General features: G+C 47.5%; 32 protein-coding genes, 3 tRNA genes and 1 pseudogene. 24 read left to right on the top strand and 12 right to left on the bottom strand.

Features of this window, described 5'->3' with window-relative positions:
- Positions 1 to 44 precede the first annotated feature (44 nt).
- Positions 45 to 518 (top strand): hypothetical protein, encoded by a 474-nt coding sequence (locus ACZ5GQ_RS05490; protein WP_498856171.1) that lies wholly within the window; start codon positions 45 to 47, stop codon positions 516 to 518.
- Positions 499 to 768, top strand: coding sequence for a KEOPS complex subunit Pcc1 (locus ACZ5GQ_RS05495; protein WP_498856172.1), 270 nt, complete (start codon positions 499 to 501; stop codon positions 766 to 768). Before ACZ5GQ_RS05490 ends, ACZ5GQ_RS05495 begins: the two co-directional genes overlap by 20 nt.
- 70 nt (positions 769 to 838) lie before the next feature.
- Here the strand turns inward: ACZ5GQ_RS05495 and ACZ5GQ_RS05500 are convergent, their stop codons facing one another.
- Positions 839 to 1,129 carry a hypothetical protein gene (locus tag ACZ5GQ_RS05500; RefSeq protein ID WP_498856173.1) on the bottom strand — a complete coding sequence of 97 codons (291 nt, stop codon included), beginning with the start codon at positions 1,127 to 1,129 and terminating at the stop codon, positions 839 to 841.
- A 188-nt stretch (positions 1,130 to 1,317) separates the two neighbouring features.
- Here ACZ5GQ_RS05500 and ACZ5GQ_RS05505 point away from each other — a divergent pair, with 188 nt between their 5' ends.
- The 3 genes from ACZ5GQ_RS05505 to ACZ5GQ_RS05515 all read left to right on the top strand — a co-directional run bounded on the left by ACZ5GQ_RS05505 (position 1,318) and on the right by ACZ5GQ_RS05515 (position 3,142).
- Entirely contained in the window at positions 1,318 to 1,980 is a 663-nt protein-coding gene (locus ACZ5GQ_RS05505; RefSeq protein WP_498856174.1) for an eL15 family ribosomal protein, read from the top strand.
- An 80-nt stretch (positions 1,981 to 2,060) separates the two neighbouring features.
- Positions 2,061 to 2,477, top strand: a complete 417-nt coding sequence (locus ACZ5GQ_RS05510; protein WP_498856175.1) for an RNA-binding domain-containing protein — start codon at positions 2,061 to 2,063, stop codon at positions 2,475 to 2,477.
- Positions 2,474 to 3,142, top strand: coding sequence for a PHP domain-containing protein (locus ACZ5GQ_RS05515; RefSeq protein WP_498856176.1), 669 nt, complete (start codon positions 2,474 to 2,476; stop codon positions 3,140 to 3,142). The genes ACZ5GQ_RS05510 and ACZ5GQ_RS05515 overlap by 4 nt, the downstream gene beginning before the upstream one ends.
- On the opposite strand, the gene thyX is transcribed toward ACZ5GQ_RS05515, so the two are convergent.
- Entirely contained in the window at positions 3,053 to 4,054 is a 1,002-nt protein-coding gene (gene thyX, locus ACZ5GQ_RS05520; RefSeq protein ID WP_498856177.1) for an FAD-dependent thymidylate synthase, read from the bottom strand. The genes ACZ5GQ_RS05515 and thyX overlap by 90 nt on opposite strands.
- A gap of 158 nt (positions 4,055 to 4,212) precedes the next feature.
- Between thyX and priX the strand changes: the two genes are divergently transcribed.
- From priX to ACZ5GQ_RS05535, 3 genes are all read left to right on the top strand, one after another.
- Positions 4,213 to 4,704 (top strand): DNA primase noncatalytic subunit PriX, encoded by a 492-nt coding sequence (gene priX / locus ACZ5GQ_RS05525; RefSeq protein ID WP_498856178.1) that lies wholly within the window; start codon positions 4,213 to 4,215, stop codon positions 4,702 to 4,704.
- Positions 4,705 to 4,854: 150 nt separating this feature from the next.
- Positions 4,855 to 4,965 (top strand) — tRNA-Gln (locus ACZ5GQ_RS05530).
- Positions 4,966 to 5,043: 78 nt separating this feature from the next.
- The gene (locus ACZ5GQ_RS05535) at positions 5,044 to 5,724 is read left to right on the top strand and encodes a translation initiation factor IF-6 (protein ID WP_498856179.1); all 681 of its coding nucleotides are present in this window, start codon (positions 5,044 to 5,046) and stop codon (positions 5,722 to 5,724) included.
- 63 nt (positions 5,725 to 5,787) lie between these two features.
- Here the strand turns inward: ACZ5GQ_RS05535 and ACZ5GQ_RS05540 are convergent, their stop codons facing one another.
- Genes ACZ5GQ_RS05540 through ACZ5GQ_RS05550 form a run of 3 tightly spaced genes read right to left on the bottom strand, consistent with a single transcriptional unit; the run spans position 5,788 to position 6,669 of the window.
- Entirely contained in the window at positions 5,788 to 6,108 is a 321-nt protein-coding gene (locus tag ACZ5GQ_RS05540; protein ID WP_498856180.1) for a 50S ribosomal protein L31e, read from the bottom strand.
- A gap of 11 nt (positions 6,109 to 6,119) precedes the next feature.
- Positions 6,120 to 6,275 carry a 50S ribosomal protein L39e gene (locus ACZ5GQ_RS05545; RefSeq protein WP_013267044.1) on the bottom strand — a complete coding sequence of 52 codons (156 nt, stop codon included), beginning with the start codon at positions 6,273 to 6,275 and terminating at the stop codon, positions 6,120 to 6,122.
- A 10-nt stretch (positions 6,276 to 6,285) separates the two neighbouring features.
- Positions 6,286 to 6,669: a DNA-binding protein gene (locus ACZ5GQ_RS05550; RefSeq protein ID WP_498856181.1), complete on the bottom strand. Its 384-nt coding sequence runs from the start codon at positions 6,667 to 6,669 to the stop codon at positions 6,286 to 6,288.
- Positions 6,670 to 6,737: 68 nt separating this feature from the next.
- Here ACZ5GQ_RS05550 and thpR point away from each other — a divergent pair, with 68 nt between their 5' ends.
- The 3 genes from thpR to ACZ5GQ_RS05565 are packed head-to-tail and all read left to right on the top strand — an operon-like array spanning position 6,738 to position 9,405.
- Entirely contained in the window at positions 6,738 to 7,295 is a 558-nt protein-coding gene (gene thpR, locus ACZ5GQ_RS05555; protein WP_498856182.1) for a 2'-5' RNA ligase family protein, read from the top strand.
- On the top strand, positions 7,292 to 8,665 hold the full coding sequence (gene cca / locus ACZ5GQ_RS05560) for a CCA tRNA nucleotidyltransferase (RefSeq protein ID WP_498856183.1): 1,374 nt from the start codon (positions 7,292 to 7,294) through the stop codon (positions 8,663 to 8,665). The genes thpR and cca overlap by 4 nt, the downstream gene beginning before the upstream one ends.
- A 47-nt stretch (positions 8,666 to 8,712) precedes the next feature.
- Entirely contained in the window at positions 8,713 to 9,405 is a 693-nt protein-coding gene (locus ACZ5GQ_RS05565) for a hypothetical protein (RefSeq protein WP_498856184.1), read from the top strand.
- Positions 9,406 to 9,432: 27 nt separating this feature from the next.
- Here ACZ5GQ_RS05565 and ACZ5GQ_RS05570 read toward each other — a convergent pair whose 3' ends face one another.
- Complete coding sequence (locus tag ACZ5GQ_RS05570; RefSeq protein ID WP_498856185.1) at positions 9,433 to 9,774, bottom strand: hypothetical protein; 342 nt, start codon at positions 9,772 to 9,774, stop codon at positions 9,433 to 9,435.
- A 373-nt stretch (positions 9,775 to 10,147) separates the two neighbouring features.
- On the opposite strand from ACZ5GQ_RS05570, the gene ACZ5GQ_RS05575 reads away from it, so the two are divergent.
- Together ACZ5GQ_RS05575 and ACZ5GQ_RS05580 are read left to right on the top strand one after the other, a co-directional pair.
- Positions 10,148 to 10,254: transfer RNA gene (locus tag ACZ5GQ_RS05575), tRNA-Pro, on the top strand.
- Positions 10,255 to 10,446: 192 nt separating this feature from the next.
- Complete coding sequence (locus ACZ5GQ_RS05580; protein ID WP_498856186.1) at positions 10,447 to 10,647, top strand: hypothetical protein; 201 nt, start codon at positions 10,447 to 10,449, stop codon at positions 10,645 to 10,647.
- Between the two features lie 74 nt (positions 10,648 to 10,721).
- Here the strand turns inward: ACZ5GQ_RS05580 and ACZ5GQ_RS05585 are convergent, their stop codons facing one another.
- On the bottom strand, positions 10,722 to 11,249 hold the full coding sequence (locus ACZ5GQ_RS05585; RefSeq protein WP_498856187.1) for a GTP-dependent dephospho-CoA kinase family protein: 528 nt from the start codon (positions 11,247 to 11,249) through the stop codon (positions 10,722 to 10,724).
- Positions 11,250 to 11,265: 16 nt separating this feature from the next.
- The gene (gene spt4, locus ACZ5GQ_RS05590) at positions 11,266 to 11,469 is read right to left on the bottom strand and encodes a transcription elongation factor subunit Spt4 (protein ID WP_498857381.1); all 204 of its coding nucleotides are present in this window, start codon (positions 11,467 to 11,469) and stop codon (positions 11,266 to 11,268) included.
- Positions 11,470 to 11,710: 241 nt separating this feature from the next.
- Between spt4 and ACZ5GQ_RS05595 the strand changes: the two genes are divergently transcribed.
- The 5 genes from ACZ5GQ_RS05595 (at position 11,711) to ACZ5GQ_RS05615 (ending at position 15,684) form a co-directional block, all read left to right on the top strand.
- Positions 11,711 to 11,908, top strand: a complete 198-nt coding sequence (locus ACZ5GQ_RS05595; RefSeq protein WP_498856188.1) for a hypothetical protein — start codon at positions 11,711 to 11,713, stop codon at positions 11,906 to 11,908.
- Between the two features lie 81 nt (positions 11,909 to 11,989).
- Positions 11,990 to 12,838: a hypothetical protein gene (locus tag ACZ5GQ_RS05600; RefSeq protein WP_498856189.1), complete on the top strand. Its 849-nt coding sequence runs from the start codon at positions 11,990 to 11,992 to the stop codon at positions 12,836 to 12,838.
- Between the two features lie 144 nt (positions 12,839 to 12,982).
- The gene (locus ACZ5GQ_RS05605) at positions 12,983 to 13,828 is read left to right on the top strand and encodes a CBS domain-containing protein (protein WP_498856190.1); all 846 of its coding nucleotides are present in this window, start codon (positions 12,983 to 12,985) and stop codon (positions 13,826 to 13,828) included.
- 7 nt (positions 13,829 to 13,835) lie between these two features.
- Complete coding sequence (locus tag ACZ5GQ_RS05610; protein ID WP_498856191.1) at positions 13,836 to 14,816, top strand: CBS domain-containing protein; 981 nt, start codon at positions 13,836 to 13,838, stop codon at positions 14,814 to 14,816.
- 4 nt (positions 14,817 to 14,820) lie between these two features.
- The gene (locus tag ACZ5GQ_RS05615) at positions 14,821 to 15,684 is read left to right on the top strand and encodes a CBS domain-containing protein (protein ID WP_498856192.1); all 864 of its coding nucleotides are present in this window, start codon (positions 14,821 to 14,823) and stop codon (positions 15,682 to 15,684) included.
- Here the strand turns inward: ACZ5GQ_RS05615 and ftsY are convergent.
- From ftsY to rpl18a, 3 genes are read right to left on the bottom strand one after another with little or no spacing between them, the layout of a single operon-like run.
- A complete protein-coding gene (gene ftsY, locus ACZ5GQ_RS05620; RefSeq protein ID WP_498856193.1) occupies positions 15,681 to 16,595 on the bottom strand; it encodes a signal recognition particle-docking protein FtsY in 915 nt (304 codons plus the stop codon). The genes ACZ5GQ_RS05615 and ftsY overlap by 4 nt on opposite strands.
- Before the next feature lie 6 nt (positions 16,596 to 16,601).
- On the bottom strand, positions 16,602 to 17,057 hold the full coding sequence (gene pfdA, locus ACZ5GQ_RS05625) for a prefoldin subunit alpha family protein (RefSeq protein ID WP_498856194.1): 456 nt from the start codon (positions 17,055 to 17,057) through the stop codon (positions 16,602 to 16,604).
- A 3-nt stretch (positions 17,058 to 17,060) separates the two neighbouring features.
- On the bottom strand, positions 17,061 to 17,327 hold the full coding sequence (gene rpl18a / locus ACZ5GQ_RS05630) for a ribosomal L18ae family protein (RefSeq protein WP_498856195.1): 267 nt from the start codon (positions 17,325 to 17,327) through the stop codon (positions 17,061 to 17,063).
- Between the two features lie 221 nt (positions 17,328 to 17,548).
- Between rpl18a and ACZ5GQ_RS05635 the strand changes: the two genes are divergently transcribed.
- Positions 17,549 to 17,836, top strand: a complete 288-nt coding sequence (locus ACZ5GQ_RS05635; protein WP_498856196.1) for a 30S ribosomal protein S26e — start codon at positions 17,549 to 17,551, stop codon at positions 17,834 to 17,836.
- A 153-nt stretch (positions 17,837 to 17,989) separates the two neighbouring features.
- Here the strand turns inward: ACZ5GQ_RS05635 and ACZ5GQ_RS05640 are convergent, their stop codons facing one another.
- Positions 17,990 to 18,163, bottom strand: coding sequence for a 50S ribosomal protein L40e (locus ACZ5GQ_RS05640; RefSeq protein ID WP_427970631.1), 174 nt, complete (start codon positions 18,161 to 18,163; stop codon positions 17,990 to 17,992).
- Positions 18,164 to 18,282: 119 nt separating this feature from the next.
- Between ACZ5GQ_RS05640 and ACZ5GQ_RS05645 the strand changes: the two genes are divergently transcribed.
- The 5 genes and pseudogenes from ACZ5GQ_RS05645 (at position 18,283) to amrS (ending at position 21,787) form a co-directional block, all read left to right on the top strand.
- Complete coding sequence (locus tag ACZ5GQ_RS05645) at positions 18,283 to 18,903, top strand: hypothetical protein (RefSeq protein WP_498856197.1); 621 nt, start codon at positions 18,283 to 18,285, stop codon at positions 18,901 to 18,903.
- 44 nt (positions 18,904 to 18,947) lie between these two features.
- Positions 18,948 to 19,041 (top strand) — tRNA-Ile (locus ACZ5GQ_RS05650).
- Between the two features lie 43 nt (positions 19,042 to 19,084).
- A complete protein-coding gene (locus tag ACZ5GQ_RS05655; protein WP_498856198.1) occupies positions 19,085 to 19,717 on the top strand; it encodes a haloacid dehalogenase in 633 nt (210 codons plus the stop codon).
- Between the two features lie 105 nt (positions 19,718 to 19,822).
- Complete coding sequence (locus ACZ5GQ_RS05660) at positions 19,823 to 20,698, top strand: hypothetical protein (RefSeq protein ID WP_498856199.1); 876 nt, start codon at positions 19,823 to 19,825, stop codon at positions 20,696 to 20,698.
- A pseudogene (gene amrS, locus ACZ5GQ_RS05665) lies at positions 20,698 to 21,787 on the top strand (AmmeMemoRadiSam system radical SAM enzyme). The gene ACZ5GQ_RS05660 and the pseudogene amrS overlap by 1 nt, the downstream one beginning before the upstream one ends.
- Positions 21,788 to 21,824 lie beyond the last annotated feature (37 nt).

A 21,824-nucleotide genomic window follows, 5' to 3' on the forward strand; every position in this document is an offset into this window, starting at 1 on the left:
TGCTTACTAGCAGTAGGAGGCCCAGCAGGAGAACCCGAACCCTTATGAAAGATCTGGAGCTGGTAATATATGGAATTGTCAGGTTTACTAGGGGTCACGAGTCCTTAAAGAGCATCAATAATATAGCTAATGCTAACGGGTTTAAACGTGTCGTCATAATAAACGAATGGAAGGGTAACCCAGGCCTAATGGTAGCCTACTCTCCTTCCGAGAGGGGTCTCATAGAGATTGGGAGGCTAAGGATAGTTGGAGTTAAGCTGAGGAGAGAATTGGGCCGGAGAAACGCCGGACTATGCAAAGAAGTTGTAAGCGCTAGCGAAGATGATACGATCGCCTACGTAGCAAAACTACTAGCCGACGCTTTTCAGCTTAAAATAGCCGAAAGGCCCACCACGGATTACCTTGAAGTTTCCTTAGATGAGGATTATATAACCATAGTGCCACGAAAGCGAGAAAATAATGCCATCCTAGGACCCCTGTTAAGGGTGGTGGTTCCAAATGGGCTCAGCAAAGGCTGAGTTTAAGCTCTGTGGAAAGCCTGCTGACATAACTGCCATATACAGGGCTTTGATCGCCGAAGCCTCCCAGCCAGGCACACCAAGGAAGGGCAGCATCGATGTAAATATTAAGAACGATTGCCTTAAAATATCTATAGCCTCTAATGAACTAGGTGACTTAAGAGCTCTCGTAAACTCGTACCTTTACTTAGTCTATGCCTCATACTCAGTCATAAGGCGTTTATCGCTAGACAGGCGTACCAGCCCTTAAGAGTCTAAGATCAATCTTGCCACTTCTTATTTTATTATTGAAAAATATAACAAGGCCTACATTAAGCAATTTAACCAATCATGGTCTCTAAGACGTCAAGCCACCACCTTATTTCGTCAATAGAGAGGGGCCTTCTCTTATCGCCTTCTTCCACATAAGCCTCTATAGGTATCACCTCATTATCTTGGCTCAGCTTAAATAATACAATCATGCGACGGGACTCCGTGGGCTGCGCTTCGGTGTCTGAGGCTGCCTCGCCTATACTTGGAGTTATTGCTATAAGCTCCACGGTATCCTCCAATAAGTTAACCTTATACATTGGATTTCCTGAAACGAACCGCAAAAGCTTATCAAGCTTCAAACTCCTGCACCTGCTCCTTTTGTAAAAGGCTAAGGCTAAAATCCTCGCGTTTAAGGCATTTGATGGTTATCACCTAGCTTTGATGTTTCATTTTGAGCTCTGCAGGCATCCTAACTAAAGCGAACCGCGGAGAATGCTGTCAGCTTAAAAACCCAAACCTGCAGCAAGTGAGTGGGAGGCTGTAAGCTGTGGCCTATGGGCTATACCACTACATAGCTGAGGCGTGGAAGAGACCCTACGATGGTGAACATGGCAAACTAATGAAGGAGAGGCTAATAGAGTGGAGAGAAGAGCCTACAGTAGTTCGCGTCGATAAACCGTTGAGACTTGATAGGGCCCGCGCCATAGGATACAAGGCAAAGCAGGGCTTCGTTGTAGTCAGAGTCAGGGTCAGGAAGGGAGGGCAGAGGAAGGCAAGGCCCGACTCTGGCAGAAGGCCGAAGAGGATGGGCGTAGAAGGCTACACCTTAGCTAAGAGCCTACAGCAGGTTGCAGAGGAGAAGGCGCAGAGAGCTTACCCCAACCTGGTGGTCCTTGGAAGCTACTACCTGGCCGAGGACGGCCAGCACAAGTGGTTTGAGGTGATAATGGTAGACCCCAACGCACCTACTATAAGGTCCGACCCGCAGCTTAAGTGGGTCACAACTAGCGCTAGCGCCAAGGGACGGCCATTCAGGGGACTCACGGCCGCTGGCAAGAAGTCCAGAGGTCTGCTGAGCAGTAGGGGACTTAAGGGAACCCACATACAGAAGTGGAAGAAGAAGGCCAGGGAGAGGGCCAGGAAGGCTAGGCACGAGGCTAGCAGAGGCGCGAGGCTAATAGTGCCCCACACTAAGAATGATAACAAATAAACCAAGTAACTCTAAGCTTCTAAATAGGGCGTTGATATAACTTAAAGCTCCAAAACTTGGTGAGACCGTTGCACGTTAGATTGCTAGAGGCCAGAGTTTACGCTCACGCTACTGAAGATGAGGAAAAGGTCGTCCATGCTCTGCATAACTTGATAGGCCCCTCTAATATAGTCGTAGAAGAACTCAAAGGGTACTTCGGTAACCCTATATTAGTAATCTCTGCATCTAAGGAAAATGAGGAGGCCGAAGAGGCGTTTAACAAGATAATTTCGACGCTAACGGAGCCTGACAGGAGATTCCTGCTATCATCTTTAGAGGAAAGAATAGACAAAGAGGGCTCGCTGCATCTGAGGTTTGATAAGCAGAAAGCCTATCTGGGTAAGGTCATGCTTTCAGACTCAGATGACGTAATAAAGGTTAAGGTTAGATTTTATAGGGAATCAAGGGGGCAGTTGATTGAGGAGCTAAGAAGTGAAATAGAGGGTTTAAGGAAGTGACGCATAGCATCTTTGTAGACCTTTCTGTCAGGCCAGCTAAGGAGCCAGAAGAGCTTATAGCAAGAGCCTCCAACCTTGGCTTTAAGGTCATTGGAGTTGGCGATCTCGCAGAATATAACCTTAGTAACCTGGAGAACCTCTTTAAGGTAACAATAGTGAAGAGGGTGACATTTGAAGCTGATAGCAGGACAGATCTTAACAGCTTGCTAAGGAAAGTCGATAGCAAAACCCTGGTGTCAGTGATTCCGTTGGACTTCCGTGCGTACAGGGAGGCGGCTAAGAATATGAGAGTAGATCTGATAAGATTTGCGCCAGGAAGCCCGGTTCGTCCCGATAAAGAAACTCTCAACTTACTGCTTCAGAGAGGCGGCGGCGCTGTCGAGGTGCCGCTTAGGCCGTTGATAAGTAATGAAGGATTACTTAACTTTCTTCATGAAGTCATGGCAAGGTGCTATAGGGTTGGGCTCAGATCCGTGGTTGTCAGCGACGCCGAGAGTCCCTATGAGCTCTGGCACCCTCTTGAGATCATAGGCCTGCTTGCAAGTCTTGGAATTCCAAAGGAGTATGCTATCTCTTCACTCACCAGCTCCCCAGGTTTCGTCCTCTCCCGTAGAGGACTCGGGCTCAAGTGGGTTTCCACTCAGGGAGCGGGAGGCGAAAAGTAGGCAACTCGGTATGCTCCTGTTTGGCACCAGCTCGGGGCATTTTGTTATGACGAACCTTGCCTTACCTGATAGGTAGTCCTTGAGACTTGCTGGCTCCTCTAGTTGGCCATTGTTAAGCAGCACACAACTGGGGCCCGCGTATTTGAAGAGCTGAGGATGAACCTTCATGAGCTCTGACCACGTCAGCCAAGCAACATGCCTTATCTCCCACTGAGCATGGGTACACATCCTAAGGGGCAGGAATGAGGCTATAAGCTCCCTTCCATTCATGGTAAACGTCAGCTTGGTCCTCACGGCCATAGGTATGATGAACCTTGAGTCCTCCTTCGGGGCACCTGTAGAAAGCAACCTGTAGTAGGTAGAGGTTGCCAGCATCAGGTTCTTTGCATACGCCTCGAGCCTCTTCTCATCATTCAACGAGGGCGGTATAACGTAAGCCGCTGAGACTAGCCTTGCCACTTCCTCCAGAGGTAGCTCCTCAGCTGCCCTTCTGAGGGACTCTGAGTAGCAGGCATAAGCTTCCCTTGCCCCTTCGCCTTTAGGCTTTTGGGGACACTCTAGGCCAAGCTTTGAGGCCGCAGTTATGGCCATCTCCCTCAGCGAGGCCTCTGTGTACCTCATGCTTTGCTGCGTGAAGCTTGCTATCCTGTGCCTCACAAGCTGGTGAGAGCAGACCCTGGAGCAGCCCTCAACTATAAAGGTATAGCTAGAGTGCTCCCAGGGACTCAGGTGACCTCTCTTTAGCGTCTCCCTTATCCAGGTCTCAATCTCATTATCGTCCATCTTTAAGAGCTCAGAGGAGCCCTTCCTTGAAGTACTCATCTTCGATGCCGCAGCAACTATTCTAGGCGCATCAGGAGTATATTGAACAAGCCTCACCGTTATACCTAGATCTATCTGTAAGGCTTCCAAAGCACCCAAAGATGCGTTGCGCGGCCACAGTTTTAAACTATCAGGCTCTCGACATGTCGGCTCCTGAAGGCTTACCTTAAGGCCTAAGTGCATTTACGATCATTTATTGTGAATGTTAGGGTCTACACTACTTAAGGCTGAGCCTTTTCATAAATATCGTGGTGAGAGTAATCTCTGCATTCATCGAAGCCGCGCAGAGGTGCAAGAAATCGCCGACAGAGTGCACTCAGATAGTTGAGAATTTGCTTAGGACAATGTGCCCAAACTTAGGCCTATGCAGTATTACCGCTACTAAGAATAGGGGCGACTTTTCATGGATAGAAGGCATATTAAATACCGGCGTTCCTGATGGAAGGCATAGGCTCATACTCTACGTCATTTCAAGATATTTAACTAATATAAAGGGCTTAAATGAGGCTGACGCTGTGAATGAGATAAAGGGCTTCTTAGAGAGGAGCTGTAAAAACTTCGGTAACTGCAGCAAGGTGTATGATTCTTGGATTAGAAACGTTGTAAGTAAAGTCAAGTCCGGAGGCTGGAAACCATGGAGCCTTGAAAAGTTAAAGGAGCAGGATCCAGACCTCTACAACACTGTACTTAAACTGACCAGCGAGAATGGCAGAGAGCAAGTTAATAGGCTAAAGAGCTAATTGTTGGCCCTCTCGCTACCAAAGTAGAATGCTCCATTTCATAGACAACCTTAACCTTACTCAATTGGTGTTGTTGTAGTCCAGAACCATAATTATATTGGAGTCCCCTACAATCCTTTTAAACCCAAAACAAGGGATCTCTGTATGGGTAGCCGGGTCGTCTAGCGGCCAAGGATGCGGGGCTCTGGACGTGCTGGCCGCTAGACTGCGGAGGCCGGGAGAGCCCCCGTGACCGGGGTTCGAATCCCCGCCCGGCTACCACAATGATGTCAACGAGTCATTTAATTAACCTTTTAACCATGAGAACTTCTGCTAGAGAAGTAGTGAAGAGGGAGAGCTTTGACCTTCAATGTAGCTAAGATGCAGGTGTTTGGTAACAGCAACATAGGCGTGTACATGTTCGCTAACGATAAGATAGCCCTGGTGCCCCCTGACATGGAACAGAAGGATAAACAGTTAATAGAAGATATACTAGGGGTCGACGTCTATGAAGTGACAATTATGGGAACTAGGCTAATAGGTGTTCTTGTAGCTGGTAATAATAATGGCCTCCTAGTACCAAGCACTATAACTGAGGGGGAGCTTCAAGCGCTCAAAGAAGCGATAGGGAGCTTCATGAATATAGGCGTCGTTCCTTCGTCTAATAACGCGATAGGCAACCTGGTGGCAGCTAATAGTCATGGAGCTCTGGTGTACCCAGGCCTTGATAATGCAGCAACTAAGATTATATCTGATGTACTCGGCGTAGAAGTCGCAAAGAGGGCTATATCAGGCATAAGCACAGTTGGCGCGATCGTAGCAGTGACCGACATAGGAGGGCTCTCTCACCCTGATACCAGTGACGAGGAGCTCGAGTTCCTGAAGGACCTGTTTAAGGTGCCGTTTAAGACAGGCACCATAAACTTTGGGGTTTCCTTTATCAAGACCGGCCTGGTCGTTAATAACAGAGGGGCACTAGTAGGCGCCAACACTAGCGGCCCTGAGATAGCAAGAATACAGATGGTTTTCTCAGGTCTTTAGCCGAAACATTAATACCTAGATAACCTTAGCTCCTCTTTTTAAAGAAGTTTCTACATGAGGTTCTTACTTGGCCTTTTCCTTGAGCTCAGCCTTACCTGGCCTTAGCTTCTTATTGGCCATCTCAACTAAGGCTTTCACATTCCCCTCCTCATCCTTGACAACCTTTACCAGCACCTTGACTCTTCTCGGAGGCCTCTGTATGCCCCTGCTCCAGATGTAATTGTTAACATCATCAAGTATCTTTACTGACTCCGGTGAAACCTTGGCATGTCTGGCCACTAAGGACCTCAACAGATTTACAGCCCTTCTGGCCCTATTAGTCCTACGACCATAGTAGACCCTGCTTAAGTTGAAGTTGTACACGAAAGCCTCCCCAGGCTCCATATCTATTCACCTCACACCTTCAGCTTTGATACTCTCCAGTGCCTCCTTCTGGGATTTAACGTAAACTTCCTTAAAGTTTTTACTATAACCCACGCGGGGACGGGCTGATTGCTCTTGAAAGCCTTAGCCAAGCGCAACTTCCTGGCAAGTGGCTTGTGCCTTGACATGGGATCTCCCTCACTTCCACTTGAACTTTATCTCGTATTCCCTACGAGACCTACTATCTAGCTGTATTAAAATGTTTTTCACGGTCTCATCATCCACTGGAGGTACGAGCCTCCCGGCCTGCACAAGTGATATTATGGTCTGAATAGCTGCATCTGCAAGCTCAGGTTTCACAAGCTTAAGGTTATTTATCCTATTTAAGGCTTCAGAGTCAAGTATTGCCCTTAAGACAGCCATTAGCTCTGCCTCGCGCCTAGCTGCCTCCTCCTGCTGCTTTCTCTGCGCCTCCGCCTGCCTCCTTAGCTCCTCGAGCTTCCTCCTCTTGATCTCCTCAAGCTCCTCGTCATATTCGTCTGAGTCATCGTAGTCTCCGTACCCGCTCACTGCTGATCCCAAGAAACTTTGATCCAGAGGCCTAATAAAACATCTTAAGGGGTCTAGTGCCACCAGCCAGGGGGGCGACGTTGAGAACCTTTATAGCAGTTGATATAGACAAGCCGGAGCTAGTCAACAAACTTAAGGAGCTAGAGATGGAGCTAGAGGCGACAAGAGTTAGGATAAAGCTCGTTGAGCCGGAGAACTTCCACGTAACTCTCAGGTTCCTCGGGGAGATACCGGACTCCACGGTCAGCGACATAAGGTCTGGCGTGCTGCCTAAGCTGAAGTTTAAACCGTTTACTTTGAGGCTCTCTGGGGTAGGCGCCTTTCCCTCACCAAACTCCGCGAGGGTAATCTGGGTTGGCATAGTACAGGGCTTTGACGAGCTCAAGTCGATAAGGGATCAACTTGATAGGTTGCTTAAGGATATTGGTATCAAGTATGAAAACGATGAAGAGTTTACGCCGCATATAACTATAGCGAGACTTAAGTATCGTCCAAGCCCAGAGATAATTAAGTTCATAATGGAACACTCCTCATATGAGGTCGGTGAGATGATAGTTAACGCTGTTAGACTTAAGAAGAGCACGCTAACACCTAAGGGCCCCATATATGAGACCATAGCGGAGGCCCGCGTTGAATGAGCGGCGAGGCTCCTCAGCTGCTTGAAGATGAGGTCCTGGAAAGGCTTAGGCCCACGCCACTTCAATTAAGGACGCTCTCTAGGTTCTATGAAATGATTAGGTCTCGCCTACAAGCCAATCTTAGTGGGAAGGGCCTTGACTTTATTGTAGAGCCTGAGGGCAGTTTTGCAAAGGGCACGCTGCTTGCAGACCACTGGGAACTGGATATCTTTGTACTACTTAAGGGAGTTAGCGATGAGTGGATAAGGAGCAGAGGAAGGTATCTACTTGAAGGCTCCCTGAAGGATTTTCCTACAATAATAAAGTATAGTGAGCATCCCTACATTACTGTGACCTTAATGGGGATAGAAGCAGACGTAGTACCAGCGGTGTATAGAGAGAAACCAACAGGGAACATGATGGGGGTTAGCAGAACCCCCTTTCATACCAGATACGTATTATCTAAACTTGACAAAGGCGGCACTGACGAAGTAAGGCTACTTAAGTCCTTCTTTAAGGGCGTGGGAGTTTACGGGGCTGAGGCGCATATAGGCGGCTTCTCAGGCTATCTCACAGAGCTCCTAATAATAACTTATGGCAGCTTTAGGGGGGCCCTTCAGGCCATCTCTAAGTGGAGACCTCCAGTCTATGTTGACCCTGAAAATGTTGGCGATAAGAATCTGCTTTTCAAGCGCTACCCTGACTCGCCATTAATTGTTGTAGATCCGGTAGATCCCAGAAGGAACGCTGCCGCAGCAGTAACCCTGGAAAAACTCTCAACTGCGGTGGTTGCAGCGAAGCTCTATCTTAAGAGACCTCGGAAGGAGTTCTTCCACATTTTCACCAGATATGTTAGCCTAAAGTACAGCATCCCAGCGGCCATAGTTATCTGCGAAGGTGACTATGCAAACTACCCTCCGGGCGACGTATGGGGAAGGCTTGCAAGAGCTTCGAGATCCATAGCTACCTTACTGACTAAGTACGGATTTAAGGTAATTAAGCGCTCATTTTTTACTGACGAGCAATCTAAGGCTGCAGCAGGTTTCTTAGTTAACACGCTACAGCTAAATGGCCTAGATGTTGTAGAAGGTCCAGAGCCTTACATTAACGTAGACTATGTAGAGGACTTCATATCTAACAGAATTGATGATGGAGTATGGGTGAGCGAGAAGAGACTAGTGAGCGTGAAAAGACTTGACCACACGGACATAGGGTTCTTCCTAAATCTCGCAATTAAGCAGGCCCCCCTTCCTGAGGGCACCAAGAACTGCAAAGTTGTGATATCTGATGATGTAAGAAAGCTTCAGATCGGTGAGTGGGGGCTTAGGGAATGGATTCGCAAGGAGCTGGCGTCAATACCTGCATGGCTGACGTACCCCTTTGCTCCTTAGCAGCAAGACTTCTACTTTGTTACCCTAAAACAACCGCGGACTGCGATGTGAACAGGCTCGTATCGGAAGCTTCGTCGCTAGGGGTTGAGAAGATATGCTTAGAAGGCCCCACAAGGCTTGACTTTATCTTAAAGGGGCTTAGAGTATTAGGTAAAGGCCACGCTGGGTTAGTAGTTAAAGTCCTAGCAGATGGTGTCGTAAGAGCGCTTAAGATCAAAAGAGCCGATAGCAAGAGGGCCCGCCTCTCAGATGAGGCTAGAAGACTTCTTCTAGGCTCCCGCTATGGCGCTACTCCCACGGTTTATGGATATACAGAAAACATGATACTAATGGATTATGTAGGCTCTATGCCACTGAAGCAGGTTATGAATTTATACTTCGCGCACTTCTATGACATAGATGACTTAGCCGCGGCTATCAGGGGAGCTCTGAGGGCCGCGAGAGCGCTAGATTTAGCAGGCTTGCTTCACGCAGAGCTAAGCAGGCCCCTGAATAATGTTATGTACCCTGATCCGCTGAACCTGAATAGTGCCCTAATAGTGGACCTTGAATCTTCTTCCAATGGCTGCGGTAACGTAAACAGGATAGCAAGCTTCTTCCTCGTAAGGTTTCACGGCAACGTTCCTAAGCAGATAAGTGAGTTGCTCAAAATGTACGAGGTTGACTGTGATTTTCAAAAGTATAGTGAAGTGGAAAGTTCCATTATAAAACTAATCATAGATAAGTTAAGAAAGCAATAGGGGCCCTATATTTTAAACTTTCCGTGTTTACTCGTCCTCTAGATCTACAGCACTACTTGCAGAATGCTGAGCGGGTAGCAGACCGTTAGGTAAGGAGCTTCTTAGCACAAGCTTGTATTTATCCTCTACGTACAGGTTTTCGAACTCTTCAGCCGAGTGGAACCTGATACTTACAGGCTTTGGCGATATTTTTGCCCCGCACACAGGACACGTCATGCCATCAAAGCCGCTGAGGGCCTTCTTAGGAAGCGGTGGTCCATTAAACTTGTTTCTATCACTCTTGTCCCCTATGGCATACTTATAAAGAATGGTGCCACAATTATGGCACCTTATAATTATTCTGCCGACTCCTCCTCTGAGGCTTTCCATAAGCCTCCACCGGCCTCCTAAGTAATACCTATTCTTAAGCTACATTAATAGACAACAAAGTCCTTCTGCAACGGCTCTTTCTAAAGGATCGCAGGAAAACACCTAGCCAGCGAGTTGAAAACTTCCAAACGACATTACATAGAGTGCTTCTAAAATAACATTATAATAAGGTACACTTTTGTACAGTTTTTATAGAGTCTTAAGAGGTTGGATCCTGTTATGATTAATCTTAGCAATGCCTATCTAATCTTGATAGACACCTCAAGGATTATGGGTTATCATAAGTTATGAACTCTACCAAGGAAAATTGTCCTAGCGGTAGTATAGCCAGCTAACAGTTTTAAACCCATAGAACTTCAGTACGAGAAATGGTGGGGCCGTCGTCTAGCCTGGTAGGATGCCAGCCTGGGGAGCGGACCCCCATGCCAGGCCCGCCTGGATCGCTGGTGGTCCGGGGTTCAAATCCCCGCGGCCCCACCACCTCTACCTAAGAAGCAGTAAAAGTCTTTGTTAACACAAAGCAACAGACTTATGCAATGTTAAGCTACTAAGTTAAGGTATCTACGGGGCTCGTACCTAACATAAGCCTCGCTAAGAAGCGACTACTATGAAACTCAGCTTGATAGCTCAACGCTTTTTAACCTAGCATTCAAAAACATTTTGGGAGACCGCATGGAGAGGCCTAAGGTTAAGATTAATGATAAGGAGATAGAACTTACGGACGATGTATTAAAGGCTCTCAGGAAATATGTTAAGACTAATATGACACTAGAGCAGCTGGCCAGCGAGCTATCTTTAAGCGGATGGGAGGAGGCTTATGAGCTCGTTAAAAGCGTCCCTTCATGGCTTCTGAGAAACTACACAGTAGGTTAGGCTAGTTAATGGTTTCTGCAATGGTTTCTGCGCGGATCTCCAAGCTCTGCGCAAATACCTATTCTGCCTTAGGTCTAAACCGCGATGCTTGAGGGAACAAGTCTGAGCAACCTAGTTTGCGCCTCACGCGATATTATGGCATTTGTAACCACGACCGCGGCGCCTCTATTTGGTATTCCATAAATTACGAGACTGTCTACAGGCGCGCAGGAGAGTGCCGCAAGCGTAAGCATATCCTCTTCGCCGTTTACTTTAATAGCCACTCTGCCATGACTGCCACTCATAGCACTGCATAAGGTCTCCATGGCTTCAACGCTGAGACCGCCTGGAGGGTTGTTTACTTCAATTAAACTGAAACCCATGTCCCTGAGTATGCTCTCCTTGATATATTTACTCTCAGAGCGCTGGGTTCTGCCATCAAAGACTATTACATCAGGAAGCCTGACACCTTCAATGCAGAAGGCTGACACCACATCACCTAGGCATATTACTTTGCTCCAGCCCCGCAGTTCTATGATATGCCTAAGCTGCCCGCTCACAAGAGCTCCTCTAGGACCCGAGAAGTCAACCCTCACAGAAGGCGGTATAACGTAACTTATCACCGCATAGCTGCCCCTTCTACTTGAACACATAGGAGCCTGACACCTTGAGCGCGAACATACCTTTCCTTGCAAACTTTAGTTTCGCCGCAAGTTCAGAATTATCTAGTATTACTACTACTCCGTCCCAGTCATCAACAAAGGTTGTCCCACCGCATACGGGGCACACGTTCGAATCTTTAGGGACCAGTGCACCACAACTTTTGCATGCTTTGTAGGGCATCCTCTTCGTTGGTGCTCTTACGGGCACCTTGCTCTCCTCATGGAGGAGGTTATAGCAGTTGCTTATAAGGCTAATTACCTTCAAGATACCCTAAGGGATCCCTTGACGAGTCTGCTCATTATACATTATCGTGTGTTGCTATTATTTTATGTTTAGAGTTACTCATGCTGTAGCATCTTATAAGTAGACATTTATATAATTTCGCACAAAGCGCAACCAAAAAGTGCCGAGGTGAATACACGTGCCCAAGGACATAGAATTCGAAGACGAGGAGGAAGAGGAAGAGAATGAGGAGCCTGAGGAAAGCGAGGAGGAGTGGGACGAGGAGTATGTAGGTGACGAGGAAGAGGGAGACTGGGGAGAGGAAGAAGAGGGAGAGGAAGGGGAGGAAAGCGAGGAGGAGTGGGACGAGGAAGAGGGAGAGGAGGAAGAATTCTGAGGTCATGAGTTCTAAGTTTTTCAGCAGCGTCAGCCTTTTAAACATAATAGGTGCAAGAGTTTATCGAGAGTCAGAGAGCCTATGGAGGGCAGCAGGGAAGGTAGCTCTAAGGGCGTTGCAGGACCTTTACAAGACACTAATACCCCGCAGCAGGAGTATGTGCAACAGACCATGAATGGTGACAGTAACCTCAAGTTCCTTCTGTTTAAGGTGCTGAGCGCCCTTAAGCACTTCTATTCCTTTAAGGAGCTCGAGAATAGGCTTGGAGTCTCAGCGCAAATACTTTGGCGCTACGTCTCGCTTAGAAGTGTCCCAGAGAGGGTGACAGCGGAGAAACTTCTTCAAAAAATAGAGAAAGAGGGCCTCATAGATGAGGCAATAAAGAAGTCTCTACAGGATAGCGATGAACCGTGGCAGATACTCAGCAACCCTGGCATAATGACCTTGGCTGAGCTGAAAGCCATGGAGCTGTTCAAGGGTGAAAAGGTCAGCGCTATAGTGACGGGTAAAGATGGTTATTCAACGGCCTTCGGGGCTATGCTCTCAGACGCGTTTCACTGCAGGTTGTGCGCCCCTTCAAGCACTCCATACTCTCGCCATATAATAGTTAAGAATTATAAAGTTACGCAGGATTACTACGATTCGCTTATCTTCCCCAAAGAGTGCGTCCCGCGCAAAGGCAGGGTAGTCATAGTACTTGTAGACGGGAATAAGCTTTACCAGCTCTCGTCGCTCATAGATGTTGTCAGGGTCAGGCAGGCGTCTTTGGCTGGGGTCGTTGTAGTAATGGGTTCAGAAAACAAGCTTAAAGAGTTCCTAAAGAACAAGCTTGGCCTCGATGTAAAAGTGGTTTCGCTAATGGAGTTCTGCGACCGTAACCCACAGGAGTGTAAGAAGGTCTCGACAAGCGAAACTATAACGGAATTCTGAGCCGCTAGACTAATATTAGGTATTTTCTGAAGAGATCGTCAAACTAAGCCTATGCTTTATGTCTTATTGCTAGAAGGCGCTCTGTGCAACCCTAGTTATTACAATTTAAATCCTTTAAAAGCTACAAAATATTGGGGGCTGCTTGTGCTATCAGATATAAAGAAGGGCTCCTCGTTAGGCAAGATAGGCGAGCTTAAGATAGTAAATGTCGTTGATTTAGAACGTTCTTCTAAAATTTCGGTGAATCCCCAGACGAAGCTCTCGGAGGTAAGAAGAATAATAAGGGAGAAAGCGGTGAGAAGTGTTGCGGTCGTTGATAATTATGGCAGATTAGTTGGCGTCATAACCAGGGGCACCGTGCTTACTGTGGCTTCTTCTAAAACTGAGGCCATAGCCGGCTCTCTGGCCGAGCAGCCCTTAGTTACCTTAAGGCCTGATCAGTCGGTTAAGGAGGCAACTTCGCTTATGATAAAGGCTGATGAGTGGGCTTCGCCAGTTGTTAATGCTGACGGCCGCTTCCTTGGTTTCTTTACGTTTGATGACGTAATATCGCTAGCTGTTAACTACTGCAAAGATACTCTTAAAGATCTCACGATTGAAAATTATATGACTAAAGAGCCAATCGCTGCTGAAGAGGACGAGTTCATCTCTAAGATATGGAATAGAATGCGAGAACTAAGGTACGCAGGCCTTCCAGTGGTTGATTCTAATGGGAGGCTCGTAGGTATGATAACTCAATACGATCTAATAAGCAAAGGATACAGTAGAATACACCTTGAGAGTGAGGCCGGAGTTTCACGCGGGCCTCGCGTTAAAGAGGTTATGACACGCGGGCCCGTTTACCTGTTCCCCTGGTCTACCGTCTATGAGGCAGCAAGCCTGATGTCAAGGCACGGCTATGGAAGGATTCCTGTAGTTAACTCCAGTAAGGAACTTAAACTGGTAGGCATCATTGATAGAGAAGACATAGCTAGGCTGGTGACAAGGTGAGACGAAAGTGAACAGGCAGAACAGCCTTAAGCTGTCAAGGAGCGCTAGGGTTGTGTCCTCTGTTGGGATTCGTAAGTGGGAGGGCACTAAATATCTTAGGGCGGACTCTGAGCCTAACTGGAGCCAGAGAGTCAAGGAGAAGGAAGGCGACATAATCCTTATAGCGTCAAAACCCGCCATATCTATAACCTTCACTAGTACTATACTAGAAGCCATAGAACTTATGTATTCAAAGAGGGTGAGAGGACTAGTGGTAGTTGACTCAAGCAATAAACTTAGAGGCACGATTATGGCAACTGATATCGTGAATTATCTGGGAGGAGGAAAGCTTTACTCCATAGTAGAGCAACGCCACAAAAGGGACTTATTTAGCGCATTGAGGTCCGAGAGCGTCGAGAGCCTTATGAATCCAACCCCCCTTTACGCAACTACTTCATCGAAGCTCTCAGAAGTCCTCAGGATAATGGTGCTTAATGGTATAGGACTTGTACCTATAGTTTCAAGTGACGGTACACCCTATGGGGTAGTTACAGAACATGATCTAGTAAGATATCTTGTAAATAAAGACGTTAACGTTAAAGTAAAGGACGTCATGACAACTAACCTAGTTGCAGCCTTTGAAACAGACTCCCTTAAAAGGGCTGCGCAGCTAATGTCTCTATATGGGTTTAGGAGAATACCTGTGCTCTCAGCGGACGGCTCCTACCTGGTCGGCATTGTGAGCGCCATAGACTTTATCTCATACTTTGGATCCCATGAAGCCTTTGAGAAGCTGTCTAGTTATGACATAGAGGATGTGCTCTCCACTAGAATTTCAGAGATTATGAGCAAGGACGTCGCCACTATTAGTGAAGACGCTGATATTGCAGAGGCCGCCTCATTAATGAACTCCCGCAACACGAACAGCCTCATAGTTGTAGATCAGAATAATGAAGTCAAGGGCATAGTCACTGAGAGGGACGTGCTTATCTCAGTAGCCTTGAGGTGAGCGCATGGCCCCGAGAGTTTCCACCTATATGAGCAGTCCAGTTTATGTAGTAAAACCTAACGACACGTTAGCCTATGCCAGGAACCTCATGCTCAAGAAAGACATAGGGAGACTTGTGGTTATAAATGAGTCTGAGAAACCCATTGGAGTTATAACCATGACTGATATCATAGACTCGCTCTACGGCTCGAATTACTACAGGCCCCTCGATGACATAAAAGTCTCGGAAGTTATGAGCAAGAACATAATAACCATAGACCAGAATAAGAGCCTCAGAACTGCAGCCTCGCTCATGATAAGGAACAAAGTCGGAGGACTCCCAGTAGTTGACAAGGATGGGAAGCTGGTTGGCATAATAACCCGCACAGACGTGGTGAAAGCCTATGGGGATAAGTATGAGGGCAAGCTAAGAGTTCTAGATATAATGAGAACAGATTTCCCCAAAGCCACTCCAACTCATAGCATATATTACCTGGCAAAACTAATAGAGTCAAGCCCGGTTCGCAAAGTAGTTATCGTTGACAGCGAGGGAAGGCCCGTAGGCGTGGTCTCTAAGAAAGATTTGGCCTTTGCTTATATACCATCGGCTCTCTTTATGGCTAGAGGTAAGGATAGGTATGTAAAAAACAAAGTTGTAGATCCGCTTAAGGACAAGATAGTGAGCCTTAGAAGCTACTTAGTGCCAGTAGCCGAGGACATAATGTCAAAGGACCTTATAACGGCTAAAGGTGATGACGACTCTGCGGCAGTGGCAAAATCTATGTCAGCCGAAAGAATAGGCTGCGTGCCCGTAATTGATGATGCAGGAAGGTTGATCGGAATAGTTACCAAACAGGACATAGTGCAATTGGCGGCCAGAGTTCTTTAGTTGCCAAATATAGCATTAATCACATAATCGGGGCTGAAGGGCCTTAGGTCACTGTAGTTTTGTCCTACGCCCACGTAAATCACAGGCTTCTTGGTAACGGCTGCAACTGATATAGCTACGCCTCCCTTCAGGTCGGCGTCAAGCTTGGTGAGTATTATTGCATCTATGCCCACGCTCTCGTTAAAGCTTCTCGCCTGTTCAACCGCATCGTTACCCGTGAGAGAATCTACGACCAGCACCCTCAGGTCAGGGTTGGCCACCCTAACTACCTTCTTAAGTTCGGACATTAGATCAGCGTCTACATGCATTCTGCCGGCGGTGTCTATCAGAACGGCGCATAATTTCTTGCTCTTAGCATAGTTTATGGCGTTGTAGGCTACGCTCGCAGGGTCGGCGCCGTAGCTGCCACCTATAAATGCAACTCCCAACCTCTCGGCATGCGCTTTTAGCTGCTCCTGAGCCCCTGCCCTGAATGTGTCAGCGGCCGCTATGACTGGCGCTAGCCCAGAGCCTTTTAGCATATAAGCTATCTTTGCGATAGTTGTTGTTTTCCCAACCCCATTTACTCCAAAGAACGTTATTACGTAGGGCAGCCCAGAGCTGCACTTGTTCTTAACTTCGGACACTAGGTCAATACTGTTGTTAAAGAACGTAGTGATATAGCTCTTAAGAGAATTTAAAACATACTCTTCTACATCAGTGCCCCTGGGCACCTTGCTTCCAGCGAGCTTGGCCTTGAGCTCCGCGACTATAGATTCCGCAACATCATAAGCTACGTCAGCCTCAACTAAGTTAGTCATAAGCTCCTCCAGGGGAGCTTCCAGATCTTTCTCGCTAAGCTCCTTCTTCTCCACGGCCTCCTTTATAGACGCCGCAAAGCCTTTCAGCGCGCTTCTCAGCTTGTCAAACACGATGGCTCAACCCTGCCTGCTCTTGCCTTGTTGCGCTGAGGCCACGGCCTGCTGAATCACGCTCTCATACTGAGCCTCTAGGGACTCCAGCTGAGCGAGCCTCTGGCTCACCTCATTTATTATCTTGTTAAGCTCGCCCTCCCGCTCACTCAAAACCTTAAGGCCCTCGGCCACGTCAAGCTTTGCATATATGTCCGCCCCCAGATGAATTATCACTTTATTTCTGTCGTTTGGCATGGCCTCTACCAGAGCTTCGTAACCGCTACTTAATGGAAATAGCACTGATGAGCCCTCAGGAGATCTAGCGATTGCATCAAGGCCCTCCTTAGTCTTAGTGACCGAGTCCCTCTGGGCTATTAGCTGAGTAAGGAGATCCTTTAAATTTGAAACCTCGGCCTTTATAGCATCTAATTGAGCTACCAGCTCGTCAAGTGTTACAACGCGCCTCTGCTGCTCAGCCAAACTTTACTTCACCCTGGTAGCCTCTGCTAGGGAGAGTATATGTGCATCCGTCACCTGCTCCAAAGGAACCTCCTTCACGCTAAGAACCTTTATATGATACCTCTTCAGCTTGTGCCTGCTTCCCAGCTCTGAGTAGACCTTTTCAAGGGCGTCCTTTTCCTTGACTGCCCTTACAAACACCCTAAATTTGCGCCATTCTGGGAACTTATCATGAGATAGCATCATCTGGCCCTCTATTAGGTATACCTTCGGCCTCACGTCGCTGTTCATGAGCAGGTCCCCTTAGCCAGATGGAGGTTACCCTAAATAAAAGCGTACCGCTAGCCCCTAGTGCATTGGTTACAAGGCATTATGCTAGACCCTAATTAGATACCAAGCTGATAGTGAAGGAAGAACCTGCTAGCTAAATAGAAGGTACGAGAAGAGTATCTCGTTTAGTTTCAAAATAACTTAATAACGCAGAGTCGCAGCAAGTATGAGGTGCCTAACTTATGCCGAAGAAAAGGGAGAGCAGGGGAAGAAGAAAAGGCGACAAGGGCAAGTCTAGGATGATTCAGTGCGATAACTGCGGAAGACTCGTTCCCGAGGATAAGGCCATCTGCGTCACAAGGAGCTACTCGCCCGTTGACCCGCAGCTTGCTGCAGAGCTTGAAAAGAAGGGAGCCATAATACCAAAGTACCCAGTCACCAAGTGCTACTGCATAAGCTGCGCCATACACTATGGCCTCGTTAAGATAAGACCTGAAGAAGAGAGGAAGCCAAAACTAAGCCTAATCTAAACCTGACCTTAGGTAGGGTCTTTTCAACATCTTGTCACTGCTCCGTCCTGATTACGCGGCTACAAATATAGCAGGAATTAAGACTTATGGCATTACAAGCAGCATATAGTTGTGTGCGCTTGTAATTTTATTTATAAGATATCTAAAATATGTTTAGGCGGCCTTTACCTTAGCTAGCTCTTTCCTCTTAGGCCTTAGATCTTTGCTATGACACCTCCGGCACTTGGTGGCGCCAGGGGGGTTATGGGCGCCGCACTTCCTACATATGAGCACATTAAACACTCTGTTCTGAACTATCTTAACCAGTTCTGGATCAGTCACTGGCATGCTCAGTACCTCCTACATATCCCAGTTTTCCACTCAATGGTTTTTAAGCGTTACAGAACCTTAATTAATCTAAAAGCTTTTATATTAGAAAAGCTATTCTAATTAGTGGTGCAATAAACATGAGTGCAAGTTTGGGTAAGCTCTCCATAGGTGAGGAGGCTTATTTAAGGTCGCTCACTGGCAGACTAGTAGGCATAGGGCTCTTCAAGGGCTTCAACCGAATTGCAATCATACCTTATCCTGACAGAATATGCGAGTCCATAGCTGCGGCAGCTGCAACAGCCTACCTGGACACCTATGGCTACGGCCCCGGCAAGATCGCCTTCTTCGACTACGCAGACAACATGGATGACGTTGTAAAGAGGATAGTTGCATGGGGCGCGGAGGCCGTCTACCTAGCATTTGGCGGAGAGCAGAAAATGAGCGACGTCGCTAAGATGGTTCTGCAGACGCTGAAGTCGCTTAAATCAGCCAACTACAGGGGCGCGCTCCTAATACATGTTAGGGCGTGGCTGGCCACCAAGCAGTTCTCAACCATAACGTCTGATCCAGAGCTAAGGGAGTACCTTAGGTCGCTTAAGGAGATCAGGCTATTCACCGCCGATGCCAACTTAAAGAAGTTCTTCTTCCACGTAGTTAATGTAGCCCCTGACGGCAGCATATCGCTAACTAAGTACATGGAAACGGACATAACAGATGAACATGCAAACTTGCTGAAGCTTTCTCTGCCGCCCCAGTAATGCTACTAACTTTTTAAAACTCAATAGCTACCCCAGTCCCTGAAGGGCCCGTAGCTCAGCTCGGTGGAGCGCCCGGCTGATATCAAGCCAGGCATGTCAGAGACCGGGCGGTCGGGGGTTCAAATCCCCCCGGGCCCACTATATATAAAAGGCCTAAGGCCTTTACCTAGAGGTGCTCATGATGGATGTGAAGGACATCATACCTTTGGTGGTCGAAAGCGCGGATAGGTTCCTTAAGTCATTAGATGCTGACAGGGAAGAAATAGTTAAAACGTCAAGAGATGTCATAAGGTATAGCGGCTGGAGCATTACTTATTTACATCAGGGCGATTTAGCTAAGGCAAGGGAAAACCTTGACGAGTGTGAGAAGCTTACCAGAAAAATGCTTGACCTCTCCTCCGCCCATCCCGAGCTTGCCTATTCGGGCCTAGTGTACAACGCGGTGAGCGAGTACGTTGAGGCTAAACTCTTCTACTCTATAATAGTTGAGGGCAGAGTCCCTAGCTTTGACGAGCTCAAAGTACACCCAGTTCCTTATCTCCAGGGGCTGGGCGACGTAGTCGGGGAGCTTAGGAGGTTCGCGCTAGAGAAGCTAAGGCAAGGTAACATAGACTTAGCATGGAGGCTCCTAGAGATCATGGAGGCTATATATACTTCGATGAGATCCCTTGACTACCCGGACTCTGTGCTTCCTGGGGTTAGGCATAAGGTCGACGTTGCAAGGAGCCTTATAGACGATACCAAAGCCATTCTGGTCGATATCCAGTCTAGAGAAGAACTAAAAAGGGCCTTAGCAGAGGCCAAAAGAGCATAGTACATAAAACATAAAAATAAAACAGGCCCTCCTTTTCGCTAAGGCTCCCGGCGCCCTTAAGTCAATTTAAGCCCTTAACTTAATATGAGTCTTTGTGGAAAACGTATGGCCAAAGTAGAAGCAGTCAGTCTAGGATATGCTACAGCTGAATCGATACCGCTCTTCCACATGTTGAGCGGCGGGTCTGTAATGAGGGTAATAGTTTTTAGCAGGACGTCATATGATGGAGGAAGCTGTGATGATTTTAATGATATTGCTGAAGTCTATAGGCTTTCTGCAGAAGGCCCTCCATTGAGGGAGCTTGACAGCAAGGATATCTTAAGGGTAATAGAAAGGTGGAAGGCCTCGGGACTTCTGTTTGATGCAGTTAAGCCTAGGAGGGAGCTCAGCGAACTAATTAATGAAGTGAGAAATCCCAAGGTTAAGATAGGCATTAAAACACCATCGCTAGAAACCCTAGAGGGCTTAGACTTCCTCGTGATAGATTACCTGAAGCACTGCTACACTAATTACAGCTATAGCGGGCTTGACCTTGATAGGACGCTCAGGCTTGCGAGGGAGCTTGGTCAGTGGGTTGAGGTTAACACATATTTGGAAAGACCTAGTGTAGAGGAAGTGCTTGGGGAGGCTGAGGTAACCGCAAGCTACGGCTTTCCACTTCACGTGCATCTACTTGAACATGAAGGCGGTGGCGCGGTCAGATACCTCTATAACAGCCTGCTTAAGGTCAACCCCTATACATATATTCATGTGGACCTCTATGAGCAGCTAAACACCTATTGCCCAAGGTGTGGGAGCCCCGTAGCTTATAGAGAAGGCGCCGCGCTAAAGTCATTAGAGCTAAAGGATGGGTCCAGGTGCTGGAAATGCGGCTTTGAGATTCCCTTCCGCTATGTAATATCAAAGAAAACCTCTGCCCAACTACTAGCTCTAAGCGGCGGGGGGACTAGGTGGTACGACCCTAGAGCGGTGATATTATGATGAACAACGAGCAGAGGCCTAACCTCAGGGAAGCTAAGTTCTGGGAGCCCCTTGCGGACAGAAAAGGCTGGGTCAAGTGTAACCTCTGCCACAGGCGCTGTCTGAATAGCGCCAGGAAGGTGGGGTGTCTGTGGAGTTAGGAGGAACCTCGATGGAAAGCTCTACACCTACGTCTATGGACTTCTCACCGCTTATAATCTTGACCCCATAGAGAAGAAGCCTTTGAGTCACTTTAACCCAGGAAGTGAAGTGTTAAGCATATCAACGGTTGGCTGTAACTTTTACTGCCAGTTCTGTCAAAACTGGGAGATAAGCCAGAGCAGGCTCGAGAAGGGCCTCTATGGTGAGTATCGCTCTCCCGATGATGTGGTTAGAGACGCCGTTAATGTAGGCGCTGACGGCATTTCGTACACCTATAACGAACCTACCATAATGTATGAGTACATGTATGATGTCGCAGTTCGTGCGAAGAAAGTTGGCCTCTTTAATACTATGGTAACTAATGGTTACATAACGCCCGAGGCTATTGATGAAATCGGAGGTTATATGGATGCCGCCACCGTGGACTTCAAGGGCGGTGGCAACAAAGATTTCTACAGGAGGTTCATGGGAGTTCCGGATCCCGAGCCAATATTTGAGACCCTCAAAGCCATGAAGGAGAAGGGCATGTGGATAGAGATCACAAACCTCGTAGTCCCAAAGTACGGCGATAATGAGAATGATATAAGGAAACTTGCTAGGTGGATAATCGATAACTTAGGTGACCGGGTGCCCTTCCACTTACTAAAGTTTTACCCAGAGTACAAGATGATAGACCTTGAAAGCACGCCAGTTAAGACTCTCGAGAGGTTGGCCAAAGCAGCTAAAGAGGAAGGCCTTAAGTACGTTTATATAGGCAATGTACCTGGCCATCCGTTAGAGCACACCTACTGCCCTAACTGTGGCTACCCCGTGATAGAAAGGTACGGCTTTTACGTAACTGCGTGGCGCCTTACCAAGGATAACAGGTGCCCCAGGTGTGGGGCCAAGATTGATATAGTTGGCACCTTTAGAAATAAGGCTGGCACGACCCCTATATCGCTAATGTAAACCTTAAATAGGTCTCTCTGGCCTCTTCTGCTTCTGC

Source organism: Caldococcus noboribetus, assembly GCF_055389385.1.

Coding starts and splice junctions, on each gene's coding strand:
- ACZ5GQ_RS05615 (WP_498856192.1), top strand. CDS start 14,821: ATGGCCCCGAGAGTTTCCACCTATATGAGCAGTCCAGTTTATGTAGTA.
- ACZ5GQ_RS05660 (WP_498856199.1), top strand. CDS start 19,823: ATGGCCAAAGTAGAAGCAGTCAGTCTAGGATATGCTACAGCTGAATCG.
- ACZ5GQ_RS05635 (WP_498856196.1), top strand. CDS start 17,549: ATGCCGAAGAAAAGGGAGAGCAGGGGAAGAAGAAAAGGCGACAAGGGC.
- ACZ5GQ_RS05655 (WP_498856198.1), top strand. CDS start 19,085: ATGGATGTGAAGGACATCATACCTTTGGTGGTCGAAAGCGCGGATAGG.
- ACZ5GQ_RS05570 (WP_498856185.1), bottom strand. CDS start 9,774: ATGGAAAGCCTCAGAGGAGGAGTCGGCAGAATAATTATAAGGTGCCAT.
- rpl18a (WP_498856195.1), bottom strand. CDS start 17,327: ATGAACAGCGACGTGAGGCCGAAGGTATACCTAATAGAGGGCCAGATG.
- ACZ5GQ_RS05495 (WP_498856172.1), top strand. CDS start 499: ATGGGCTCAGCAAAGGCTGAGTTTAAGCTCTGTGGAAAGCCTGCTGAC.
- ACZ5GQ_RS05580 (WP_498856186.1), top strand. CDS start 10,447: ATGGAGAGGCCTAAGGTTAAGATTAATGATAAGGAGATAGAACTTACG.
- ACZ5GQ_RS05540 (WP_498856180.1), bottom strand. CDS start 6,108: ATGGAGCCTGGGGAGGCTTTCGTGTACAACTTCAACTTAAGCAGGGTC.
- spt4 (WP_498857381.1), bottom strand. CDS start 11,469: ATGCCCTACAAAGCATGCAAAAGTTGTGGTGCACTGGTCCCTAAAGAT.
- ACZ5GQ_RS05645 (WP_498856197.1), top strand. CDS start 18,283: ATGAGTGCAAGTTTGGGTAAGCTCTCCATAGGTGAGGAGGCTTATTTA.
- ACZ5GQ_RS05600 (WP_498856189.1), top strand. CDS start 11,990: ATGGAGGGCAGCAGGGAAGGTAGCTCTAAGGGCGTTGCAGGACCTTTA.
- ACZ5GQ_RS05490 (WP_498856171.1), top strand. CDS start 45: ATGAAAGATCTGGAGCTGGTAATATATGGAATTGTCAGGTTTACTAGG.
- cca (WP_498856183.1), top strand. CDS start 7,292: ATGAGCGGCGAGGCTCCTCAGCTGCTTGAAGATGAGGTCCTGGAAAGG.
- ACZ5GQ_RS05545 (WP_013267044.1), bottom strand. CDS start 6,275: ATGTCAAGGCACAAGCCACTTGCCAGGAAGTTGCGCTTGGCTAAGGCT.
- ACZ5GQ_RS05640 (WP_427970631.1), bottom strand. CDS start 18,163: ATGCCAGTGACTGATCCAGAACTGGTTAAGATAGTTCAGAACAGAGTG.